This window comes from Staphylococcus sp. HMSC071G07, assembly GCF_001811435.1.
GTDB classification, from domain to species: domain Bacteria; phylum Bacillota; class Bacilli; order Staphylococcales; family Staphylococcaceae; genus Staphylococcus; species Staphylococcus pettenkoferi.
On record NZ_KV804774.1, the window covers coordinates 81,219 to 101,793 of the forward strand.

General features: G+C 38.6%; 24 protein-coding genes and 1 pseudogene. 17 read left to right on the top strand and 8 right to left on the bottom strand.

The window, feature by feature from the left end; genetic code table 11:
* Positions 1 to 10: 10 nt before the first annotated feature.
* Positions 11 to 544 (top strand): DUF3267 domain-containing protein, encoded by a 534-nt coding sequence (locus HMPREF2802_RS08160; RefSeq protein WP_002472983.1) that lies wholly within the window; start codon positions 11 to 13, stop codon positions 542 to 544.
* A gap of 158 nt (positions 545 to 702) precedes the next feature.
* Positions 703 to 1,773: a DNA polymerase IV gene (gene dinB, locus HMPREF2802_RS08165; RefSeq protein ID WP_070503562.1), complete on the top strand. Its 1,071-nt coding sequence runs from the start codon at positions 703 to 705 to the stop codon at positions 1,771 to 1,773.
* 27 nt (positions 1,774 to 1,800) lie between these two features.
* Here dinB and HMPREF2802_RS08170 read toward each other — a convergent pair whose 3' ends face one another.
* On the bottom strand, positions 1,801 to 2,361 hold the full coding sequence (locus HMPREF2802_RS08170) for a 3'-5' exonuclease (RefSeq protein WP_242249982.1): 561 nt from the start codon (positions 2,359 to 2,361) through the stop codon (positions 1,801 to 1,803).
* A 333-nt stretch (positions 2,362 to 2,694) separates the two neighbouring features.
* Complete coding sequence (gene ftnA / locus HMPREF2802_RS08175; RefSeq protein WP_049406407.1) at positions 2,695 to 3,195, bottom strand: H-type ferritin FtnA; 501 nt, start codon at positions 3,193 to 3,195, stop codon at positions 2,695 to 2,697.
* 167 nt (positions 3,196 to 3,362) lie between these two features.
* Here ftnA and HMPREF2802_RS08180 point away from each other — a divergent pair, with 167 nt between their 5' ends.
* Together HMPREF2802_RS08180 and HMPREF2802_RS08185 are read left to right on the top strand one after the other, a co-directional pair.
* Entirely contained in the window at positions 3,363 to 4,679 is a 1,317-nt protein-coding gene (locus HMPREF2802_RS08180; protein ID WP_070503565.1) for a lipid II isoglutaminyl synthase subunit MurT, read from the top strand.
* Positions 4,676 to 5,398, top strand: coding sequence for a lipid II isoglutaminyl synthase subunit GatD (locus HMPREF2802_RS08185; protein ID WP_002472968.1), 723 nt, complete (start codon positions 4,676 to 4,678; stop codon positions 5,396 to 5,398). Before HMPREF2802_RS08180 ends, HMPREF2802_RS08185 begins: the two co-directional genes overlap by 4 nt.
* 119 nt (positions 5,399 to 5,517) lie before the next feature.
* Here HMPREF2802_RS08185 and HMPREF2802_RS08190 read toward each other — a convergent pair whose 3' ends face one another.
* A complete protein-coding gene (locus HMPREF2802_RS08190) occupies positions 5,518 to 6,507 on the bottom strand; it encodes an FUSC family protein (protein WP_049406403.1) in 990 nt (329 codons plus the stop codon).
* A 156-nt stretch (positions 6,508 to 6,663) separates the two neighbouring features.
* On the opposite strand from HMPREF2802_RS08190, the gene map reads away from it, so the two are divergent.
* The 5 genes from map to HMPREF2802_RS08215 all read left to right on the top strand — a co-directional run bounded on the left by map (position 6,664) and on the right by HMPREF2802_RS08215 (position 10,531).
* Positions 6,664 to 7,428, top strand: coding sequence for a type I methionyl aminopeptidase (gene map / locus HMPREF2802_RS08195; protein ID WP_070503566.1), 765 nt, complete (start codon positions 6,664 to 6,666; stop codon positions 7,426 to 7,428).
* Between the two features lie 160 nt (positions 7,429 to 7,588).
* Positions 7,589 to 7,984 carry a hypothetical protein gene (locus HMPREF2802_RS08200; RefSeq protein WP_049406401.1) on the top strand — a complete coding sequence of 132 codons (396 nt, stop codon included), beginning with the start codon at positions 7,589 to 7,591 and terminating at the stop codon, positions 7,982 to 7,984.
* 186 nt (positions 7,985 to 8,170) lie between these two features.
* Complete coding sequence (gene liaF, locus HMPREF2802_RS08205) at positions 8,171 to 8,872, top strand: cell wall-active antibiotics response protein VraT (RefSeq protein ID WP_002472955.1); 702 nt, start codon at positions 8,171 to 8,173, stop codon at positions 8,870 to 8,872.
* On the top strand, positions 8,869 to 9,912 hold the full coding sequence (locus HMPREF2802_RS08210; RefSeq protein WP_002472963.1) for a sensor histidine kinase VraS: 1,044 nt from the start codon (positions 8,869 to 8,871) through the stop codon (positions 9,910 to 9,912). The genes liaF and HMPREF2802_RS08210 overlap by 4 nt, the downstream gene beginning before the upstream one ends.
* The gene (locus HMPREF2802_RS08215) at positions 9,902 to 10,531 is read left to right on the top strand and encodes a response regulator transcription factor VraR (protein ID WP_070503570.1); all 630 of its coding nucleotides are present in this window, start codon (positions 9,902 to 9,904) and stop codon (positions 10,529 to 10,531) included. Before HMPREF2802_RS08210 ends, HMPREF2802_RS08215 begins: the two co-directional genes overlap by 11 nt.
* Before the next feature lie 92 nt (positions 10,532 to 10,623).
* On the opposite strand, the gene HMPREF2802_RS08220 is transcribed toward HMPREF2802_RS08215, so the two are convergent.
* The 4 genes and pseudogenes from HMPREF2802_RS08220 to HMPREF2802_RS08235 all read right to left on the bottom strand — a co-directional run bounded on the left by HMPREF2802_RS08220 (position 10,624) and on the right by HMPREF2802_RS08235 (position 13,664).
* A complete protein-coding gene (locus HMPREF2802_RS08220) occupies positions 10,624 to 11,193 on the bottom strand; it encodes a beta-class carbonic anhydrase (RefSeq protein WP_002472972.1) in 570 nt (189 codons plus the stop codon).
* Positions 11,194 to 11,653: 460 nt separating this feature from the next.
* Positions 11,654 to 12,635: pseudogene (locus tag HMPREF2802_RS08225) on the bottom strand (YihY/virulence factor BrkB family protein); the annotation flags it as partial.
* A gap of 257 nt (positions 12,636 to 12,892) precedes the next feature.
* The gene (locus HMPREF2802_RS08230) at positions 12,893 to 13,195 is read right to left on the bottom strand and encodes a YtxH domain-containing protein (RefSeq protein ID WP_070503572.1); all 303 of its coding nucleotides are present in this window, start codon (positions 13,193 to 13,195) and stop codon (positions 12,893 to 12,895) included.
* A gap of 4 nt (positions 13,196 to 13,199) precedes the next feature.
* The gene (locus HMPREF2802_RS08235) at positions 13,200 to 13,664 is read right to left on the bottom strand and encodes a low molecular weight protein-tyrosine-phosphatase (RefSeq protein ID WP_070503574.1); all 465 of its coding nucleotides are present in this window, start codon (positions 13,662 to 13,664) and stop codon (positions 13,200 to 13,202) included.
* Positions 13,665 to 13,798: 134 nt separating this feature from the next.
* Between HMPREF2802_RS08235 and HMPREF2802_RS08240 the strand changes: the two genes are divergently transcribed.
* The 3 genes from HMPREF2802_RS08240 to HMPREF2802_RS08250 all read left to right on the top strand — a co-directional run bounded on the left by HMPREF2802_RS08240 (position 13,799) and on the right by HMPREF2802_RS08250 (position 15,862).
* Positions 13,799 to 13,999 carry a DUF1128 family protein gene (locus HMPREF2802_RS08240; RefSeq protein WP_002472952.1) on the top strand — a complete coding sequence of 67 codons (201 nt, stop codon included), beginning with the start codon at positions 13,799 to 13,801 and terminating at the stop codon, positions 13,997 to 13,999.
* 13 nt (positions 14,000 to 14,012) lie between these two features.
* Positions 14,013 to 15,254 (top strand): aminopeptidase, encoded by a 1,242-nt coding sequence (locus HMPREF2802_RS08245; protein ID WP_070503576.1) that lies wholly within the window; start codon positions 14,013 to 14,015, stop codon positions 15,252 to 15,254.
* An 86-nt stretch (positions 15,255 to 15,340) separates the two neighbouring features.
* Entirely contained in the window at positions 15,341 to 15,862 is a 522-nt protein-coding gene (locus HMPREF2802_RS08250) for an acyl-CoA thioesterase (protein WP_040806999.1), read from the top strand.
* A gap of 134 nt (positions 15,863 to 15,996) precedes the next feature.
* On the opposite strand, the gene yfkAB is transcribed toward HMPREF2802_RS08250, so the two are convergent.
* Positions 15,997 to 17,148 (bottom strand): radical SAM/CxCxxxxC motif protein YfkAB, encoded by a 1,152-nt coding sequence (yfkAB, locus tag HMPREF2802_RS08255; protein ID WP_070503578.1) that lies wholly within the window; start codon positions 17,146 to 17,148, stop codon positions 15,997 to 15,999.
* 289 nt (positions 17,149 to 17,437) lie between these two features.
* On the opposite strand from yfkAB, the gene HMPREF2802_RS12020 reads away from it, so the two are divergent.
* From HMPREF2802_RS12020 to HMPREF2802_RS08275, 5 genes are all read left to right on the top strand, one after another.
* Positions 17,438 to 17,614 carry an SE1561 family protein gene (locus tag HMPREF2802_RS12020; RefSeq protein WP_002473030.1) on the top strand — a complete coding sequence of 59 codons (177 nt, stop codon included), beginning with the start codon at positions 17,438 to 17,440 and terminating at the stop codon, positions 17,612 to 17,614.
* 131 nt (positions 17,615 to 17,745) lie between these two features.
* The gene (locus HMPREF2802_RS08260; protein WP_002473026.1) at positions 17,746 to 18,264 is read left to right on the top strand and encodes a type 1 glutamine amidotransferase domain-containing protein; all 519 of its coding nucleotides are present in this window, start codon (positions 17,746 to 17,748) and stop codon (positions 18,262 to 18,264) included.
* 241 nt (positions 18,265 to 18,505) lie between these two features.
* Complete coding sequence (gene sgtB / locus HMPREF2802_RS08265) at positions 18,506 to 19,315, top strand: monofunctional peptidoglycan glycosyltransferase SgtB (RefSeq protein ID WP_070503580.1); 810 nt, start codon at positions 18,506 to 18,508, stop codon at positions 19,313 to 19,315.
* A gap of 140 nt (positions 19,316 to 19,455) precedes the next feature.
* A complete protein-coding gene (gene recX, locus HMPREF2802_RS08270) occupies positions 19,456 to 20,274 on the top strand; it encodes a recombination regulator RecX (RefSeq protein WP_049409282.1) in 819 nt (272 codons plus the stop codon).
* Complete coding sequence (locus HMPREF2802_RS08275; protein ID WP_002473025.1) at positions 20,252 to 20,566, top strand: YfhH family protein; 315 nt, start codon at positions 20,252 to 20,254, stop codon at positions 20,564 to 20,566. Before recX ends, HMPREF2802_RS08275 begins: the two co-directional genes overlap by 23 nt.
* The last annotated feature ends 9 nt before the right edge of the window (positions 20,567 to 20,575 follow it).

Sequence of the window (20,575 nt, forward strand, 5' to 3'; positions counted from 1 at the left end):
AGGACGAGCAGTGGTCAAACTTAATTTCTTTAATAATAAAAAGTCTATCGAGCGCTTTATTCTCTTACAAGTTATCGTCGTGATGATGAGCATTCTCATCTGTTATAAAGGGGCTCATTTATTCACTCACGTACATGAAGAGAACTTTATCTTAAATATACTGTACGGCTTACTAGGCGCTGCTCTTATGGTCGTCGTTCATGAAGCGATGCACTTTGTCCTCTATAAAGCCTTTGCGAAAAAGGGCAAACCACAAATTCGCCAACGCTTTGGAATTATTACGAGCTATGTGCCGGATAAAGTATTTAAGAAGTGGGAATATATTACGATTATGATTGCGCCATTGGTAGTCATCACTTTAGGTTTATTCGTCGTTTTCGTCTTCTTCTCTTATTCAGCACTCATCTTTATCGCAAGCATCCACGTAGGCTATTGCCTCGTCGATATGTATTTCGTTGCGAGTGCATGGAATAAGCATGTAAAATATGTGGAAGATAGTAGTGATGGCGTGATCTTTTACACCAATGAAGATAAAGTGAAATAAATAAGACAACTCATATTTATATAACAACTTTCAGTTCCGATCACTGTGTCTGACGGTCATTTTAGTTACAATATAACTAAATGGCGTAGGCGCGTATCGGAGCTTTTCTTGTGCCTACAGAAATGGCTAAGACTAACATTAGCAAGGAGGTGAGTCATGTGGCAGAACGACGAATTATTCATATTGATATGGATTATTTCTATGCACAAGTAGAGATGAGAGATAATCCAGATTTGAAAGGTAAGCCGGTTATCGTAGGTGGTAAAGCGAGTGGGCGAGGTGTCGTTTCTACAGCATCCTACGAGGCTCGTAAGTATGGTGTGCATTCTGCTATGCCCATGGCTCAAGCTCACAAATTGTGTCCTGACGGTTACTATGTGACGCCACGCTTTGATAAGTATCGTGAAGCTTCACAACAAATAATGGCAATCTTTCGCAGTTATACCGAAATTGTGGAACCGTTGTCTTTGGATGAGGCATATTTAGATATTACTCATTTAGTCCGTCCTGATTTACCTGCATCTCGAATCGCGGAGTTTATCCGTCGAGATATTTACGAACAAACGCAACTCACCGCTTCCGCAGGTGTCTCTTATAACAAATTTTTAGCTAAACTTGCGAGTGGGATGAATAAACCCAATAATCTTACTGTCATTGATTATAATAATGTCCATGAGATATTGATGAATTTGGATATCGGTGGCTTTCGAGGCGTAGGCCCGACGACAGAAGAGAAGATGCATGCGAACGGTATTTACACAGGTAAAGATTTGTATGATAAAAGTGAGAGAGAATTGATACGACTCTTTGGTAAGAAAGGGCATGGCTTATACAATAAAGCACGTGGTATTGACGAAAGTCCAGTCAAATCTGAGCGTATTCGCAAATCAGTAGGCACTGAAAGAACCTTTGCGACAGATATGATTGACGATGAACAGGTATTGAATAAAATTTGGGAGCTCAGCACGAAGACAGCAGAACGACTTTCTCGAATTCAGAAGTCAGGGAAGACAGTGACCGTAAAGATTAAGACCTATCGTTTTGAGACCTTTTCCAAACAGAGAAGTTTAAGAGACCCGATTCGCAATGAAACAGATATTTATAACATCGCGTATGAGTTGTATACTGATTTGAAAGATCCTGAAGTGCCAATTAGACTTGTTGGAGTGACAGTCGGCAATTTGGAACAATCTACGTACGAGAATATGAGTATTTATGACTTCTTGTAGTAATACAGGGAGGGCAGACGTCCACGTTTAATAGTCCTTATCAGTCAGCTGTTTCCCATAAACTTGAAGCATATGATCTAAGCTGTCATAGTGTTTCAGCAGTCGAAATGTAATCATCGCACATGCTTTCGCATCATTTAATGCGTCATGGTGGCCGTGGAAATCAAGACGATAGAAATCCATCATATGTTTCAAACCATAGCGATGGTTGTCGACGGTACGACGTGCGAGCTGGCAGGAACAGAAATAGGTCATCTGTGGCGTCGGAATATTCTGTGCTTTCAAACTTGCATGAAGCACCGACATATCAAATGCTGCATTGTGTGCGACGACCGGTAAGTTGTCGATAAATTTGAGCATGTAGGGGAAGACCTCTTCAAAGGTAGGTGCGTCTGTCACTTGTTCAGGTTGGATGCCATGTACTGCAATATTGGTTTTAGAGAAATAATCTTTAGGATTTACGAGTGTGTAAAAGCTTTCTACAATTTGATGCTTAACGACTTTCACCATACCAACGGAACAAACACTCGTGCGTTTACCGTTTGCGGTTTCAAAGTCTAAAGCGACAAATGCATTGTCTGAATTCACCTTTGTACCTCCTTTACGAAAACAGTTATGCACTGAATTTAATCCTTTCGACATAATGAGTCAAGAGATTGAAATGTGGGGAGCAAGACAGAAATCTATGATTTCGTTGTCTTGCCCCCGCAAGGACGACTAGTGTTCGAAACAGCGAAGCGCAACTCGAAATGAGTTATCTGCCGTGTAGGTAAAGTAGCGAGCAGCTCACAGACATCGTTACTTCGTCAAATAGATCAAATAAATAAGCACTAAAATGTATTCTCAGAGAGATTGACATCTTAGTGCTTTATTTCGTTTAGATTGTTTTTAATTTATCCTAATAAGGTTCAATCCACTTAATTATTCTTCGTCGAAAGAACGTTCAGCAAGTTCTTTTTCAAATAAGTATAATGTATTGCAGTCGTCACCAATACGTTTAAGGTAATCGATATGAGTTTCGAACATTGATTCCTCTTCAACTTGCTCGTCTAAGAACCAGTTTAAGAATGAAATTGTTGCATAGTCTTTCGCTTCGTTTGCGATATCAGATAAGTTGTAGAAACGACGTGTAACGTCTTGTTCTTGAGCTAATCCGTCTTCGAACGTTTCAAGAATACTTTTGAACTCTGCTTTAGGTGCTGAAAGTGCACTGAAGACAGCGTGTTCGCCACGGTCGTTAATGTAATCATAAATTTTCTTACCGTGGAATCTTTCTTCTTTCGCTTGTTGAATGTAGAAGTTCGCGAAACCTTCGTATGATTCCTTGTCACAGTAAGCAGCCATTGCCATGTATGCGTGTGCTGCATAGTATTCGTGGTTCATTTGTTCATTTAATGCATCTAATAACTTTTTATCTAACATAATTGTATCCTCCCTTTAGTTGTTAAGTGTAGTATAACATGTCTATTCTCAATTGCAAATTAAAATTATTCTAATCTGAGAGAATGAAAATCATTTTTAATTGAGAATGGTTTGGAAAGATAGTCGCTCGTGTTATAATATTTGAGTGATATAAGAGGAGGAAGAACATGAGACAATGGACGGCAACCCACTTGGCAAAGCTTGCGCGTATGGCAAGTAAGATGGCTGGAAAGAAGGGTACGGATTTACCCGGCCAAGTCGCGCGTCGAGTGGATAAAAATATATTAAGAAATTTAGCGCAAGAAGTAGATGAGATTGTATTTATCAGCGGTACAAATGGTAAGACGACGACTTCAAATCTCATCGGTCATACACTTAGAGCAAATCATATTGATATTGTACATAATAACGAAGGTGCCAACATGGCAGCAGGTATCACCTCAGCCTTTATCCTTCAAAGTAAACCAGAAACAAAGATTGCTGTAATTGAAATTGATGAAGGCTCTATTCCTCGTGTGATGAAAGAAGTTACTCCTACTATGATGGTCTTTACTAACTTCTTCAGAGACCAAATGGATCGTTTCGGTGAAATTGATATTATGGTAGAGAATATTGCTCGTGCGATTAGTAATAAAGGGATTAAAATGTTGCTCAATGCAGATGATCCTTTCGTGAGTCGCTTGAAGATTGCGAGCGATGACCGTGTTTATTACGGTATTGCTAAGCATGCACACGATTTTGAGCAAAGTACGATGAACGAGAGTAAGTACTGTCCAAATTGTGGTCGTTTACTTACTTATGACTACGTTCATTACAATCAGATTGGACACTATCACTGCGACTGTGGCTTTAAGCGTGAGCAACCTAAATATGAAATCTCAAACTTTGAAACGACACCATTTTTAAATATCAAAGTCGATGGACGATTCTTGGATATGAAGATTGCCGGAGACTTCAACGCTTATAACGCGCTTGCTGCATACACTGTGCTGCGTGAACTAGGTCTTAATCACGAGTCCATTCAGAAAGGTTTCGAGACGTATACTTCTGACAATGGTCGTATGCAATACTTCAAGTCTGGTGCGAAAGAAGCGATGATTAACTTGGCTAAAAACCCTGCTGGAATGAATGCTAGTCTGTCAGTAGGGGAGCAGTTACAACACAAGAAAGTCTATGTTATTAGTCTGAATGATAATGCTGCTGATGGCCGAGATACCTCTTGGATTTACGATGCAGATTTCGAGAAATTGCAAGATCAAGATATTGAAGCCATTATCGTCACAGGTACACGTGCCGAAGAATTACAATTACGCTTGAAACTCGCGGAAATAGAAGTGCCTGTTATCGTTGAGAAAGATATTTATAAAGCGACAGCGTTAACGATGAAATATCCAAGTTATACAGTTGCGGTGCCGAACTATACATCTCTGGCTCCAATGTTAGAGCAATTAAATCGCTCATTTGAGGAGGAAACGAAGTCATGAATGAACTGACTGTATACCACTTTATGCCAGATAAATTAAATTTATACAGTGATATTGGGAATATTATTGCCTTAAAGCAACGTGCGAAGTGGCGTAATATTAAATTGAATGTAGTCGATATCAATGAAACTGAAGGCGTGACGTTAGATGAGTGTGATATCTTCTTTATCGGTGGTGGCAGTGATCGTGAACAATCACTTGCTACAGCTGAGTTGAGTAAGATTAAAGATACGTTGAAAGCCGCTATTGAAGATGGTATGCCTGGACTCACTGTTTGTGGTGGTTATCAATTCCTAGGGACGAAATATATCACTCCTGACGGTACTGAGCTTGATGGTCTGGGAATCCTCGACTTCTATACGACGTCTCAGAAAGAGCGTCTCACAGGTGATATTGTGATTGAGAGTGAAACCTTTGGCACGATTGTAGGTTTCGAAAATCATGGTGGACGCACACATCATGACTTCGGTACGTTAGGTCGCGTGACGCATGGTTATGGCAATAATGATACAGATAAAAAAGAGGGTATTCACTATAAGAATTTATTAGGAACTTACCTTCATGGACCTATTTTACCTAAAAACCATGAGCTGACAGATTATCTGTTGGAAAAAGCTTGTGAGCGTAAAGGCATTCCTTTTGAGCCACGTGAGTTGGATAATACAGAGGAAGAAGCGGCGAAACAAGTGATCGTTGACCGTGTGAAGAAAAGTAAATAAAAGCTAAAAAGTGGGGCTGACTACGGGCGTGTAGTTCAGTCCCACTTTTCTTCTTAACTTGATATGAGCTCTATTGACTTTTATGCTAAAACCGATTGTGTAGAATACGAAGTCTACCATTACTTCGCATATCGGCCGTCTAGAATGCGATAGATGAGTAAGATTTCGTAAATAATGTGACTTTTAATTTGATTGTCGTCAAACTCGTCTAAGCCTTTAACGGAACGTTTTAAGACAGAAGCGGAAGATTTCTCGCGCTCGAAGTGTCCCGTAGAGAAGATGTTGTTAATGCTTTGAGAAATCTTAAGAATGGCTAGACGCTCTTCGCTATTGAAGACAACTTGAACATTTTTAGGCAAATAAATAATGTTAGATAAATGTGTGATAAACAAGCGATTGGTATGTGAACGTGACGTAATGCGTCGAACCTGAATCCATTCTTTATCACGATGTTTATGATAGCCTAGCTCATCCTTCTGGTAACTCAAGAGCGTATCGACACGATTATTCAAACTAATTACTTTATCTAAAGCACGTTCTGATGCGTCAGATTTAAATTTGCCAATCAACAGTTGCTGCATACGGTTGCTATAAAGGCTATACATTTGCGACTCTGTCTTATTAATTAAGCTATCAAGCTGGGCGTAGTATTTCGGTGGTAAGACCATAAAGTTAACTAATCCTGCAGTCACAAGTCCTATAATCGCAGTTAAAAATCGTGAGAAGAAGTTATAGATAAATGCGTCGTGGATACCTGGAATCATCGCTAGCGCTGTCATGGTTGCTACTGTAGTACCGACTTGTAAATTAAATTTCGTACAGACAATGATAGTGCATAGGGCGGTTAACGCATATGAGAAAGGTGAATCATCGCCAAAGAAGTATGTAAAGACAACTGCGAAGACGACGCCGATAACCGTCGCAGGCAAACGTCTGTAACCTTTATGTAACGACGCTTTCGCTGTCGGTTCGATCGTGACGATTGCTGTCAATATCGCAAAGATAGGGTTCATGTGTAAAAGTAAACAGAACCAAGCGGTTAGAAAGGTCGCTAAGCCTGTCTTAATCGTACGTGCACCAATTAAATTTTTGTACCATTTTTCTCGCATAGTGGATCTCCTAGCTTATATTGTGATGAGTCTATGGTGTTTCGTCGTTGAATGACGATATTTTAAGAAGACAATAACTCTTATTTATTATATCAAAAAAAGTTTGCTATAATAAGATGGACGATAAAAATGAGAAAAAAGGAACGGGATCAATTCATGATAGTAAAAACAGATGAAGAATTACAAGGATTGAAAGATATTGGATATATTTGTGCACTCGTTCGTGATAAGATGAAAGCTGCTACTGAACCAGGTATTACGACACGAGAACTCGACCAAATTGCTAAAAATTTATTTGAAGAACATGGTGCAACTTCAGCACCTATCCATGACGAAGGTTTCCCAGGTCAAACTTGTATTAGTGTGAATGAAGAGGTCGCACACGGTATTCCTGGTAAACGTAAGATTCGCGAAGGCGACTTAGTTAACATCGACGTTTCAGCTTTAAAAAATGGTTTTTACGCTGATACAGGTATTTCATTCGTCGTAGGTGAAAGCGATAATCCTATGAAACAGAAAGTTTGTGACGTTGCTTTAGAAGCTTTCGAACAAGCTATGACGAAGATTAAACCAGGCGGCAAATTGAGCCAGATTGGTAAGGCAGTACATGCGACAGCGCGTAAGAACGACTTGAAAGTGATTAAGACCCTAACAGGACACGGTGTAGGACGTTCACTTCATGAGGCACCAAGCCACGTGCTCAACTATTTCGATCCTAAAGAGAAGACGTTACTTAAAGAGGGCATGGTGATTGCGGTTGAGCCATTCATCTCTTCAAATGCGACTTATGTGGTCGAAGGTAAAAATGACTGGGCATTCGAAACGACAGATCGCAGTATGGTCGCTCAAATTGAACACACAGTGATCGTGACAAAAGATGGCCCAATTTTAACCACTAAAATTGAAGACAACGAAGCTTAAGCCTTAAGTCTGAAATAGAAATCATTCCGGAGCCTATTATCCTGGCTTCGGAAATTTTTTATAATAGAATCTAACCTAGAATAAATCCGACTTCTAGAATAAATACAGAGAATAAAGTCGGCAAGTTACGTACCATCGTGCTTGCTGCAGAGGTGATTCTATGAATATATTATGGACTTATATGGATAAGATATGTAAACAATTATTAGATAAAAGTATGCGTGCGCGTTGGCAAGAACTGGATTATCGACTTCAAGACATCGAACGCTATATCCGCTACTTAGTATTGAAACAGGCGTCGATAAGAAAGTTAATTGACAGTCTATCGTTAACATTGGAAAATAAATATATCGACATTATCGAAAGTGCTAAAAATATTTCAGCATGTAAGATTGAAAGTGCAGATATTGAAGCGATTACGTCACAACTCAATCACTATGAAGCGACTTATGCTGAATTAGAATCGACGATTACAGCGCAACATCAAGAGAAACTATCAACTGAAGCGGAGTGTGACATGCTACAGCAATTGCGCTTAGGTCAATATGCGGTTTGAGTTAGCTAGGAATAGGGTACGCTCGCGTCAGTGATCTTAGAGACTTAGGTGCTAGCTCTATCCATTTCTTATGGTGGATTTAAAGCGTATTCTATAGTGACGATACAATAAAACTTGTATCAAATCATAATATGCACTCCAACATTCATAAATGTTACGAAACACTTAGAAGAAAGGCGGCGAAATATGACACACAAATATATATCAACGGAGATGCTGATCATCTTTACTGCGTTGATGATTGTAGCCAATTTTTACTATATCTTTTTTGAAAAAATTGGTTTCTTACTCGTTCTATTACTAGGATGTATCCTCGTTTATGTGGGTTATCTCTATTTTCATAAAGTCAGAGGGCTTCTCGCTTTTTGGATAGGTGTTCTACTCGTAGCATTTACCTTGCTATCCAATAAATATACGATTATTATTCTGTTCCTATTCCTGATGGTAATGATTATCCGCTATTTACTTTACAAATTTAGACCGTTAAAAGTAGTGGCGACAGATGAAGCAGTTGAAAGTCCTCAATTTATTAAGCAGAAGTGGTTTGGACAGCAACGTACGCCGCATTACGTCTATAAATGGGAGGACTTACAAATTCAACATGGTATCGGTGAAATCGACATCGATATGACGAAAGCAGCAAATATTAAAGAGCATAACGTTATTGTAGTGCGTCACCTAGTGGGTAAAGTTCAAGTCGTCGTGCCACTCAATTACAATATTCATCTCCATTTTACGGCATTTTTCGGCAATGCTTACATCAATGAACAGAATTATAAAGTTGAGAATACGAATATTAGTGTGAGAGAAGAGACGAAACCGGATAATTATACTGTAAACATTTACGTTTCAACATTTATCGGAGATATCGAGGTGATTTACAAGTGAATCACTACATAAGAGCCATAGGATCGATGTTAATCCTCGTCTATAGTATGCTTTTCGCCTTTCTCTTTATTGATAAAATATTTGTGAATATCATTTATTTTCAAGGCATGTTCTATACGCAAATATTTGGTATTCCAGTATTTTTATTCTTAAATATCGTTATCATCTTACTTTGTATCATCGTGGGTTCTGTGTTAGCTTATAAGATTAATCAACAAAATCACTGGCTTCAAGAGCAAATCGAACGTTCGATCGAAGGTGAAACAGTCGGTATTAACGATCAAAATATTGAACTTTATAATGAAACGATCGCACTTTATCAAACGTTGGTGCCACTCAATCAAGAAGTACATAAACTGCGTATGAAAACCCAGAATTTAACGAATGAGTCATATAACATCAACGATAAGAAAGTTAAGAAAATCATCGAAGACGAGCGTCAACGTTTAGCACGAGAATTACACGACTCAGTGAGTCAGCAACTGTTTGCAGCAAGTATGATGTTGTCAGCAATCAAGGAATCGACATTAGAACCACCGCTCGATCAACAAATACCCACGTTAGAAAAAATGGTACAAGATTCACAACTTGAAATGAGAGCCTTACTGTTACATCTTAGACCTATCGGATTGAAAGATAAATCGCTAGGAGAAGGAATTAAAGATTTAGTTGTTGATCTTCAGAAGAAAGTGCCGATGAAAGTGGTTCACCAAATAGAAGATTTCAAAGTTCCTAAAGGCATTGAAGATCATTTGTTCCGCATTACTCAAGAGGCGATTTCAAACACCTTACGTCACTCAAACGGGACGAAAGTAACGATTGAATTATTCAATAAAGAAGATTATTTACTATTACGCATACAAGACGACGGTAAAGGATTTAACGTAGATGATAAAGTTGAACAAAGTTATGGATTAAAGAATATGCGTGAACGTGCGCTAGAAATCGGCGCGAACTTCCACATTGTATCCTTGCCAGATTCAGGGACACGTATCGAAGTGAAAGCACCGTTGAACAAGGAGGAATTAAGTGATGATTAAAGTATTATTCGTTGATGACCATGAGATGGTACGTATCGGAATTTCTAGTTACTTATCTACTCAACCTGACCTCGAAGTCGTAGGGGAAGGGGAATCAGGGAAAGATGCCATTGAGAAAGCGCACGAATTGCAACCTGATTTAATATTGATGGATCTTGTGATGGACGATATGGATGGCGTAGAAGCCACAACGCAAATTAAGAAAGACTTACCACATATTAAAGTGCTCATGCTTACAAGCTACATTGAGGATAATGAAGTTTATCGCGCATTAGACTCGGGCGTGGATAGTTACATCCTCAAGACGACGAGCGCGAGCGATATTGCTGAAGCGATTCGTAAGACGTATAATGGCGAATCTGTGTTTGAAGCGGAAGTATTAGTTAAAATGCGTAATCGAATGAAACAACGTGCTGAACTTTATGAGATGTTAACAGAGCGTGAGATGGAAATCTTGTTACTTATCGCGAAAGGTTATTCCAATCAAGAAATCGCAAGTGCCTCTCACATTACGATTAAAACAGTGAAGACGCATGTGAGTAATATTCTCAGCAAACTCGAAGTTCAAGATAGAACCCAAGCGGTGATCTATGCTTTCCAACATAAATTAATTCAATAAAATGATAAGAAAAGCTCCAAAGGTGATGTTTCAACCCTTGGAGCTTTGTAATTTAGTTGAGTTATTTTATCGAAAAAAATCAACTGTCGCACTTATTGCTGCGTTTTATAACCATCATGCACGAGATCGAGTTCGCCTGTCGCAGGATCGATGACTAAGCCATGTACAGGGACGGAGCGATCGAATAAAGGATGGTTATAGACGATATCGATGTTGTGTTGCACGCGTTCAAACACGTCAGAGAAACCTTCTAGGAAGTGATTCACATCGATGCCTGAACGATTGAGAATATCAAGTGTCTCTTCTTTAATACCACGTTCCTTCATCGTTTCTTTCACAGCATCAACATCGATAGAACCCATACCGCAATCTTTATGTCCCATGATGATAATTTCTTCAGCACCTAAGGCGTAAATTGCGACGAGTAGACTGCGCATAGTTGAACCATATGGGTGCGTAATAACAGCGCCGGCATTCTTAACGACTTTAATATCGCCATTGTTGAAACCGAGTGCTTTCGTTCCCAAGTCTTGTAAACGTGTGTCCATGCACGTGAACAAGACGGCTTTCTTATCTGGATTCTTGCTCGTCTTATATTGTTCGAAGTCTTTGTTTGCAACGAAAGACTCATTATATTTTAAAATGTTTTGTAATAATGTCATATGTACCCCTCCACACATGAATTTGTTATAGAAAAAGGCAACGTTATGACGTTGCCTTTTTAGTATATCGTATTTAGTCATTCTGTGTTGACAATTGACTTCACGACAGATTATTTATTGTTTGGACTGTCGTCGTAGTGACCTTCTTCATTTGTATCTTGAGCTGTTGATGCTTGATTTGAAGAAGTGCGTTCTTCAGAAGATGTAGATTGATGTTGATCTGATGCATCGTTGGATTGACGTTCATTCTTATCATCAGATGATTGAGCAGTAGTTTCTCGATAACGACCAGATGTAGTATTCCCTTTATCATTTGGAGAATGAACGACACTACCTGATGCTTGGTTGTCTTCAGCATTCGCCTCATCATTCTCACTACTTTTACCAGAAGTGGAAGATTGACTGTTAGACTCAGCAGCTTCATCATCACAAGCACCTTCACCGTGCTCAATCTCAGAAACGGATTTCTCTTCAGGTGTCTTGTCGTCTACAATCTTACGTTGGTGGAAGATCGCGTTGATTTCAGCACCGATAATGATGATGAAACCTACGATATAAAGGAATAACATCAAGATGATGATTCCTGCTAAACTACCATAAGTCTTAGAGTAGTTAGCGAAATTTGAAATGTAAAATCCAAATAAATAAGAACCAACTAAGAACACGATAGTTGAGAAGATCGCTCCTGGAATAACAGACAATAATTTAATCTTCACATTTGGAGCGAGTGTGTAAAGTACGATAAAGCTGATTAGTACGATGATAATCGGTAGTACGATACGTACGAGATTGAAGACCCATTTCACTTGATCGCCTAAGCCGATAGGACCAAATAAGAGGTCACCGATTTGTTGTCCAAATGTTGGTAAGATTAAGGCGATTGGCATTACGATAACCATACATAACGTAAAGATAACACTCAATAATTTGCTGACGATAAAGTTACGATTGTCTTCAACATCATAAGCGACGTTAAAGGCATTCATAATTTGTGTCATCCCATTTGAAGCTGACCACAATGCCAAGATCAAACCGATAGACAATACGCCACCGCTAGCATTACCCATAATATCATCAATGATCGATGATACTTGTGAAGTGTAATCAGCAGGTACATGCTCAGTAATCATATCTTTAATCGTCGTTGGTTTCACACCCACAAGCGGTACGATTGACAATAAGAAGATGAGCATAGGGAAGAGAGACAGCATAAAGTAGTAAGAGAGTTGCGCTGCCATTCCTGAAGCGTCATCCTTACCGATACGATAGATGAGATACTGTAAGAAGTTCGCATTCTTCGTATATTTCGCAGGTTTATTGATGCGAGACACGAAGAACTCTTGATTGTCTTTTTTCGGATCTTTAGATTTAAATTCTTGAGGTTGAATATATGTACGATCTTCATCAACCTTCTGATGTCTAGGTGGGTTATCTTTTTTCATGGAAAGACATCCTCCTCTCAATTTCATTATTATTAATATACTTGAAAATGTTTACACAAACAACACTCTATTTGTGAATCATTGAATTACAATATATCGATAGTTCTCATTCACGTATATATTGTAGCGCATAATGTGTTTTACCCATTTAATAATAAAATATGCTTAACCCTTCGAAAGAGTTAAGCATATGTGTAAGGTATTGTGTAATTTAAACTATTTTTAGTAAAATTATCAGTCGTTTCACTCGAATACGATTAGTTTAAGCGGTTATTTTTACGCTCCATAATTGTATCTTTCGCATCCATTAAAGTGTCTTTCGCACTCATCAGTTGTTTCTCTAAATCTGGATTATTACGTCTAATTTCTTCTAAAGTATCTTTCCAGTAGAGGACTTCGTCTTTAATGTTTGAGATTGCTGAAGGTTTAGAAGAACGATTACCTTCTTTGATATCTTTCACTGAACGGCGTAAAGATTGGCGAGTTGATTTATCAGCTAAAGTCGCTAAGCCGCCAACGACTGCGCCGATAAGAATACCCGGAACTAATTTGTTTTGCATAATATTACTCCTCTCCTAGATTTGCATCTTTCACGATGAAATCGATCAAATTATCACAAGATGATTGTACCATTTCATAAACACCTTCAAAATTATTTGTATAGTAAGGGTCCGGTACATCTGTCTCTTCCATATTACTAAATTCTAGCAGTTTAAACAATTGCCCTTGAAGATTTGGATTAATTTGGCGAATATTATCCACATTGCTTTGATCCATCGCAATGATGTAATCGAAGTCGTCGTCTGCAGTAAATAATTCACTGATCATACCATCGTAAGGCACATCGTGTTCATCTAGAATGTCCTGTGTACCCGGATGAGGGGGTTCGCCTAAGTTCCAACGTCCTGTGCCTCGTGATTGTACTTCGACACCTTCGATACCCCGGTCTTTCAACCGTTGACGCATGATCGCTTCAGCCATAGGTGAACGACAAATATTTCCTAAACATACAAATGCCACTGTTACCATATGTATACCTCCTGCCTGTTTATTCTCATCGTTATACTATATAGTCTACTATAATGACTCAATCACAACTTATCCAACATTTTACAATAAAAGATAATTTGATAGAATGTTGAAATAAAGGAGTGAAGATTTATATGGCGTCAAATAAAGAGATGATTGAGGAAATTAGACAGAAACTGAATGTCGTCAATCAAAGTTTAATCGATCCTGATAAATTTGAGGACGCAGATTCAGATGAAATTAAACAAATTCATAGCTATGTTTCTATGAAAGATTCATTTACACCTAGTGAAATCACAGCGATTGCTGATTCACTCGGACAATTACGTCAATAAGAGGTGAAAGGGAATGACAACTTATCAAGACAAATTACAGCAATATGCAGAGTTGCTCGTACAAGTAGGGATGAATGTACAAGAGGGTCAACCTGTATTTATTCGCTCAAGTGTAGATGCTTTAGAGCTCACACATGAAATTGTAGCAGCCGCTTATCGGCGTGGTGCATCAGATGTGCGTGTTAACTATAGCGATGATACATTAAAACGCTTACGCTATGAGAATGAACCAGTGTCATACTTTGAGAATAGCGCAGTTAAAGATTATGACGTAGAGGCGCGTATGGATTACATGAAACGCGGTGCAGCGAACCTTGCATTACTCACAGATGATCCGGATTTACTCAACGGCATCGATAGTCAGAAGATTGCTGCTTTCCAACAACAGTATGGTAAGGCGTATAAAGACTATATGGAAGCAACGCAGAAGAACGAATTTCCATGGTGTGTTGCAGCCTTCCCATCTAAAGCTTGGGCTCAACGCGTTTATCCAGAGTTATCTACTGAAGAAGCGTTTGAGAAATTTATTGATGAAGTGTTCGACATCGTTAGAGTAGATGGCAACGATCCGGTGCAGAACTGGAAAGTACACGTGGACAATTTAAGCGTTCATGCAGACTATTTACAAAAAGCAAATTTCAAAGCGTTGCATTATGTATCTGAAGGTACGGATTTAACAATTGGTCTACCGGAAGGACATATTTGGGAAGATGCGACAAGCTATACTTCAAATGGCCAAGAATTCGTCGCAAACATTCCTACTGAAGAAGTGTTCACAGCACCTCATCGTATGAAAGTTGATGGGCACGTAACGAACAAATTACCGCTTAGCTATAATGGCACAATCATTGATGGCTTCACATTGACTTTCAAAGATGGTGAAGTTGTGGACTTTAAAGCTGAGCAAGGCGAATCTGTATTACGCGATTTACTTAACACGGATGATGGGGCTAAACGCTTAGGTGAAGTTGCACTTGTACCTGATGATTCACCTATTTCAAATCGCAATACGGTCTTTTACAACACACTTTTCGATGAGAATGCATCTTGTCATATCGCTTTAGGCTCTGCTTACGGCTTTAACGTTAAAGGTGGAACTGAAATGTCTACTGAAGAGAAACTTGAGAGTGGGTTAAACGATTCTCTCGTCCACGTTGATTTTATGATTGGTAGTCCTGATTTACGCATTACAGGTATCACGCAAGATGATGAGGAAGTGCCTGTGTTCGAGAACGGAAATTGGGCACAAGCATAAACTTAGTCTCAAGTGCTTTTAAAACAATTTGTTTTCCGATATAATGTGTATGTTTGCACAATACAACTAATGAAAGGGAAATAATAATGAGTAATAGACATTCTAAAACTATGGCCGAAAGTAAGAGCATTAAGAATAGACAAGTATATCCTCAAGATACTAACCACATGCAGACGTTATTTGGTGGCACATTGATGGCTAACATTGATGAAATTGCTGCAATCACAGCGATGCGCCACAGTAACGCTATCGTCGTTACAGCTTCTACAGACTCAGTAGACTTCTTGAAACCGATTAAGACAGGAGACGTCTTAACTTACGAAGCAATGGTTTCATATGCAGGAACATCTTCAATGGAAGTATGTATTCAAATTATTATGGAAGACGTGTTGAAAGGTGAACGTCATTTAGCTGCCTTAAGTTTCTTAACATTTGTTGCGCTAGGTGAAGATGGTAAACCTACTGAAATTCCTGATGTCGTTCCAGAAACTGAAATTGAAAAATGGTTCCACGAAACTGCAATAGCACGAGTTAAACGCAGAAAAGAACGTCGTCAAGAAAGTAAACATACAATTGAATTCTTATCTAAAACATTAGATTTAGAGTAATATAAGGTTAAAGTATCAAGAAATATGAAAACCCCCGGGATGAAGAATGTGATCTTCTCATCTCGGGGGTTCACTGTTGTTTGAGGATAGGCGGTAAAATCGTGAGCATTGCTGCCACAACATCGTATATAAGCCTACTTCATATTATATTTGTCGTGCATGATCTTCTCGTTATGTCTGAAGTTAGTATTTGGATAATACGTGTCTTTAACTAAGACGTTTGGTCCTAAACATTTGAAAGCTGGACAATGGCAATTTAATGATTGCGCTAATGAAGTTTCAAGCCATTGATCAAATACATCAGTCAAACGGTCATTTTGAATGTTAGAAATCGAACCGTTGTCATCTCCAAAGTCAGTCACAATGACATCTCCAGTAAAGACGTTCACATTCAAACGATTCCGTCCATCTGGATCATTACGCATCGTCACATTATGTGCATTGCGTAATTCTTGTAATAGAGCTTGGTCACTTTCATCGTCAATGCAAGGATAGAAGGGTAGCGTACCAAAGAGCATCCAAGTCTCTGGATCACGAATTTCAAGAAGATGACGAATCGCATCTTTCATTTCTTGTAATGATAAGACATTTAAACTGCTCGCAAAGTCCACAGGATACATAGGATGAACTTCGTGACGACTACATTTCATATCTTCAACGATTTCTCGATGAATTTTATCTAAATAGGGAACTGTACTCTGATTGAGCATCGTTTCAGCTGAGATAAACATGCCTTGCTCTGATAGCGTTGAAGCATTATCTAACATTTGTTCATATAATTTAAGTTTCGCTTTAAGTGGGGGTTGTTTCTTCATCGCTCCGAAACCAACATCAGTAAACTCTTGAATCGTTCCCCAGTTATGTGAAATATGCATTACGTCAATATATTCAGCGATATCGAGGTAACGATCTTGAGGCAGCGTTAAGTTGGAGTTCATCTGCACGTATATCCCACGATCTTGCGCATATTTAAGTAAAGGTTTGACCACATTCTTAATTGATTTCTTTGAGAACATCGGCTCGCCGCCAGTAATGGACATCGTAGTGAGATGTGGTATTTCGTCTAATCTGCGATAGATTAAATCCATTGGAAGCGGTTCTGGATCTTTCGTCTGCAATGTATAACCGACCGCACAGTGACTACAACGCATGTTACAGAGGTTCGTCGTTGTAAATTCGACGTTGCTCAATGTTAAGCGACCGTGTTTCTCAATATCATTATAAGCTTCCCATGGGTCATTATTGATTGAAATCGGTTGCTTCCGATTGACGGTATGTAACGTCATTCTATATCCTTCTTTCTATTATATCTCCAATATCATTTTTACTTACGTTAGGTGCTGATTTTTAAAAAAGTCTTGGACCTCAGAGTGACTCGTGTATGTAAGAGAAGTGGTTCGCTATGTTACTTTGCCCAGACTCATTTTAAAAAAGTAAATGGTATGGTCTCACGTAAGTATTAATCACTGAACATCATAACAGTTAGGGGTGATTTAGTGAAGTCCTTGAGACCTGTTCAAAGAGAAGAGACTCATGTTAAGATGAGTTTACTAGATAAAAAGGAGCTAATCATACATGTCTGAAACACAAACTATCGATCAAATTAAATCTCGTTTAGAACAATTTATCACTGATATCGATCAAGTGAATCCTAACCAAGTACGCGTTGAGGATATTGATGAATGGATAGGGTTACTCGACCAACTCGAAGAAAAAGTGAAATCGGTGAGCCATCCAGCAGATGAACAATAAATTGCTTTGACGCAGAATCAGACGTCACAAACTATCATTTCAAACTAATTCTGACTTAACTTGTATGTTTAACCTTTCTAACATTTGGATATTACATAACTATATACAAAGAAGAGAAAGGTGATGTCGTAATGGCTAAAAAAGTAGCAATCATTGCAACAGATGAATTTGAAGATGTTGAATTAACTAGTCCTAAAGAAGCGATTGAAGAAGCAGGACACGAAACAGAAGTTGTAGGTTTCGAAGCTGCTAGTGAAATCGTAGGTAAACACGGTACTAAAATCACTGTAGATCGTGGAATCAGTGAAGCGAAAGCTGAAGAATATGACGCATTATTAATCCCTGGTGGTTTCTCTCCAGACCACTTAAGAGGTGACGCTGAACAACGCTTTGGCGCATTTGCTAAATACTTCACTACAAATGATGTACCAGCATTCGCAATTTGCCACGGTCCACAAATCTTAATCGATACAGATGACTTACAAGGTCGTACGTTAACAGCAGTACTAAACGTACGCAAAGACTTATCTAACGCAGGAGCTCAAGTCGTTGACGAATCAGTTGTAGTAGATAACAACATCGTTACAAGCCGTACTCCTGACGATTTAGATGACTTCAATAAAGAAATCGTTAACCAACTTAATGGTTAATTAATCATTGATAAAGCATTATCGCTATACGCAAGGAAGTATAACTCAATCTTTCGTTAAGGGAGAATTTCTATCGTGAAGTTCTCCCTTTTTATAATGTTGAAGAAGGATTGCAACTATTAATTTACCTACATACATCGCTAAGTCCCTGGACTGATTTTTCTAAGATAGAGTAGATATAGATGTAAAGTGTTGCTAAACTCGCTTATAATAAGAGTGATTATGTTAAAGGAGTTAGCGGATGAAACGAAGTGAACGATTAAAGCCGACTTACACATCAAGTGAAGAGAGACATTCACCTAAATATAATACGTATTATCAACCGGTTGGGAAGCCTAAGCGTCAGAAGAAAGGGATGGGTCTCGTAGCCAAGCTCATACTTCTTCTCGTTATTATTGCTGGTATCTTTATCGGTGTGATGTATTATTTCTCTCTATCTGCAAATGTTAAAGATCTAAAGTCGATTGAGGATAAAGAATCTTTCGTCAGTGCGAAAGATATGCCGTCTTATACCAAAGGAGCTTTCATCGCTATGGAGGATGAGCGTTTCTATCATCACCATGGTTTCGATGTGAAAGGGACCTCGCGTGCATTATTTTCAACTTTAAGTGATCGTAATGTACAAGGTGGAAGTACTATTACCCAACAAGTAGTGAAGAATTATTTTTATGATAATGAGCGGTCATTTACTCGTAAAGTTAAAGAGCTATGTGTGGCTCATCGTGTGGAAAAGAACTACGATAAAGATCAGATTCTGAGCTTTTATATGAATAATATTTATTTCGGCGATGACCAATATACAGTCGAAGGTGCGGCGAATCATTACTTTGGTGTAACGACGAACAGTAATAATTCAGCTATGCCGAAGATCACTGTTCTGCAAAGTGCGATTTTAGCTAGTAAAATTAATGCACCAAGTATTTACGACATCAACGATATGTCGGACAACTTTAAAAACAGAGTAAAAGTGAATCTTGAGAAGATGAAACAACAAGATTTCATTTCGGATAAACAATACGAAGAAGCCATTCAACAGCTCGGAATTGTCTAAGATTATGATTGAAGACTTCGCATGATGGTTTAATCATGTGCTTGTGCTATGATTTGCACTTGATGATCTATCATTTTACCATTAGTGAATCATTCAAAATGAAGCGCTAATGCGTTATTCTAAAAGGTGGAGTGAGACCTATGCCGAAGATTACCAAGATAGAAGTTCAACGGAAAAATAAAGAACGTTTTAATCTCTATCTCGATGGTGAATTTGAGATGGGGATTGATATTAATACACTCGCACATTTTAACTTGAAGAAGAATCAAGAAGTGTCACCAGCGGAAATGGCGGACATCCAGTCATATGAACAATATCGTCAAGGTATTAATAGTGCGATTAACTACATTTCGTATCGCAAACGTTCTGAGCGTGAGGTGGTTAAGCATCTCAGTGACCAAGAAATCAGTGAACCAGTGATTGCGCAAGTGATTGCATTCTGCTATGAACAAAAGTTGATTGATCATGAAGATTATGCGGAGAGTTTGAAGAATACGATGATTCAAACGTCTGACAAAGGCCCTGAGGTATATAAGCAGAAACTCTATCAAGCTGGCATTGAAACGCATCTCATTGAGGATTACGCCGCACGCTATGAAGAAGAACAGTCTTTAGACCAAGTCGTGAAGGTAGCTGAGAAGATTCTGCGTCAGAAGAAAGGACCACCAGCCAAAGTGCAAGCTAAAGTGAAGCAATCTCTCCTTCAGAAAGGTTATACTTATGAAATGATTGATCACGCTTTCCAAGAGATGGACTTCTCACAAGATGAAGCTGTCGTGGATGAGTTATTGCAGAAAGATTTGGAAAAGGCCTACAATAAGTACGCGCGTAAATACGATGGGAATCAATGTCGGATGAAAACGATAGAAGCTCTTATGAGAAAAGGGTATAGTTATGATAAAATTAAGACAAAATTAGAAGAAAGTGGTATTACAAATGGAACAGAAGAAATTGAGTGAGATGACGGAACAAGAAATTCGTCACGAAATTCAAGGCTATAAAGAAAAGATGCGTAAAGCTGAAATGAATGGAATTTATAACGAATACGACGTTTATGTGAGTAAAACGATTGTTGCTGAAAGCTATCTTGTCGATAGAGACAAAGTTCAATTGGGACGTATTTATAAATTGAACGATGGTTCTGAAGGCTATTTCAAAGTGGAACGTTTAAAAGGCGTCTTTGCATGGGGATATCGTATTAATAGCAACCAACCTGAAGAAGGTTTACCTTTAGCATTACTACAAATATAGAAGGATGAA

What these genes read in the sequence shown, in the direction of transcription:
- ftnA (WP_049406407.1), bottom strand. Translation starts at nt 3,195, where the DNA reads ATGTTAGATAAAAAGTTATTAGATGCATTAAATGAACAAATGAACCAC.
- HMPREF2802_RS08180 (WP_070503565.1), top strand. Translation starts at nt 3,363, where the DNA reads ATGAGACAATGGACGGCAACCCACTTGGCAAAGCTTGCGCGTATGGCA.
- HMPREF2802_RS08185 (WP_002472968.1), top strand. Translation starts at nt 4,676, where the DNA reads ATGAATGAACTGACTGTATACCACTTTATGCCAGATAAATTAAATTTA.
- HMPREF2802_RS08190 (WP_049406403.1), bottom strand. Translation starts at nt 6,507, where the DNA reads ATGCGAGAAAAATGGTACAAAAATTTAATTGGTGCACGTACGATTAAG.
- map (WP_070503566.1), top strand. Translation starts at nt 6,664, where the DNA reads ATGATAGTAAAAACAGATGAAGAATTACAAGGATTGAAAGATATTGGA.
- HMPREF2802_RS08200 (WP_049406401.1), top strand. Translation starts at nt 7,589, where the DNA reads ATGAATATATTATGGACTTATATGGATAAGATATGTAAACAATTATTA.
- liaF (WP_002472955.1), top strand. Translation starts at nt 8,171, where the DNA reads ATGACACACAAATATATATCAACGGAGATGCTGATCATCTTTACTGCG.
- HMPREF2802_RS08220 (WP_002472972.1), bottom strand. Translation starts at nt 11,193, where the DNA reads ATGACATTATTACAAAACATTTTAAAATATAATGAGTCTTTCGTTGCA.
- HMPREF2802_RS08230 (WP_070503572.1), bottom strand. Translation starts at nt 13,195, where the DNA reads ATGCAAAACAAATTAGTTCCGGGTATTCTTATCGGCGCAGTCGTTGGC.
- HMPREF2802_RS08235 (WP_070503574.1), bottom strand. Translation starts at nt 13,664, where the DNA reads ATGGTAACAGTGGCATTTGTATGTTTAGGAAATATTTGTCGTTCACCT.
- HMPREF2802_RS08240 (WP_002472952.1), top strand. Translation starts at nt 13,799, where the DNA reads ATGGCGTCAAATAAAGAGATGATTGAGGAAATTAGACAGAAACTGAAT.
- HMPREF2802_RS08245 (WP_070503576.1), top strand. Translation starts at nt 14,013, where the DNA reads ATGACAACTTATCAAGACAAATTACAGCAATATGCAGAGTTGCTCGTA.
- HMPREF2802_RS08250 (WP_040806999.1), top strand. Translation starts at nt 15,341, where the DNA reads ATGAGTAATAGACATTCTAAAACTATGGCCGAAAGTAAGAGCATTAAG.
- yfkAB (WP_070503578.1), bottom strand. Translation starts at nt 17,148, where the DNA reads ATGACGTTACATACCGTCAATCGGAAGCAACCGATTTCAATCAATAAT.
- HMPREF2802_RS12020 (WP_002473030.1), top strand. Translation starts at nt 17,438, where the DNA reads ATGTCTGAAACACAAACTATCGATCAAATTAAATCTCGTTTAGAACAA.
- HMPREF2802_RS08260 (WP_002473026.1), top strand. Translation starts at nt 17,746, where the DNA reads ATGGCTAAAAAAGTAGCAATCATTGCAACAGATGAATTTGAAGATGTT.
- sgtB (WP_070503580.1), top strand. Translation starts at nt 18,506, where the DNA reads ATGAAACGAAGTGAACGATTAAAGCCGACTTACACATCAAGTGAAGAG.
- recX (WP_049409282.1), top strand. Translation starts at nt 19,456, where the DNA reads ATGCCGAAGATTACCAAGATAGAAGTTCAACGGAAAAATAAAGAACGT.
- HMPREF2802_RS08275 (WP_002473025.1), top strand. Translation starts at nt 20,252, where the DNA reads ATGGAACAGAAGAAATTGAGTGAGATGACGGAACAAGAAATTCGTCAC.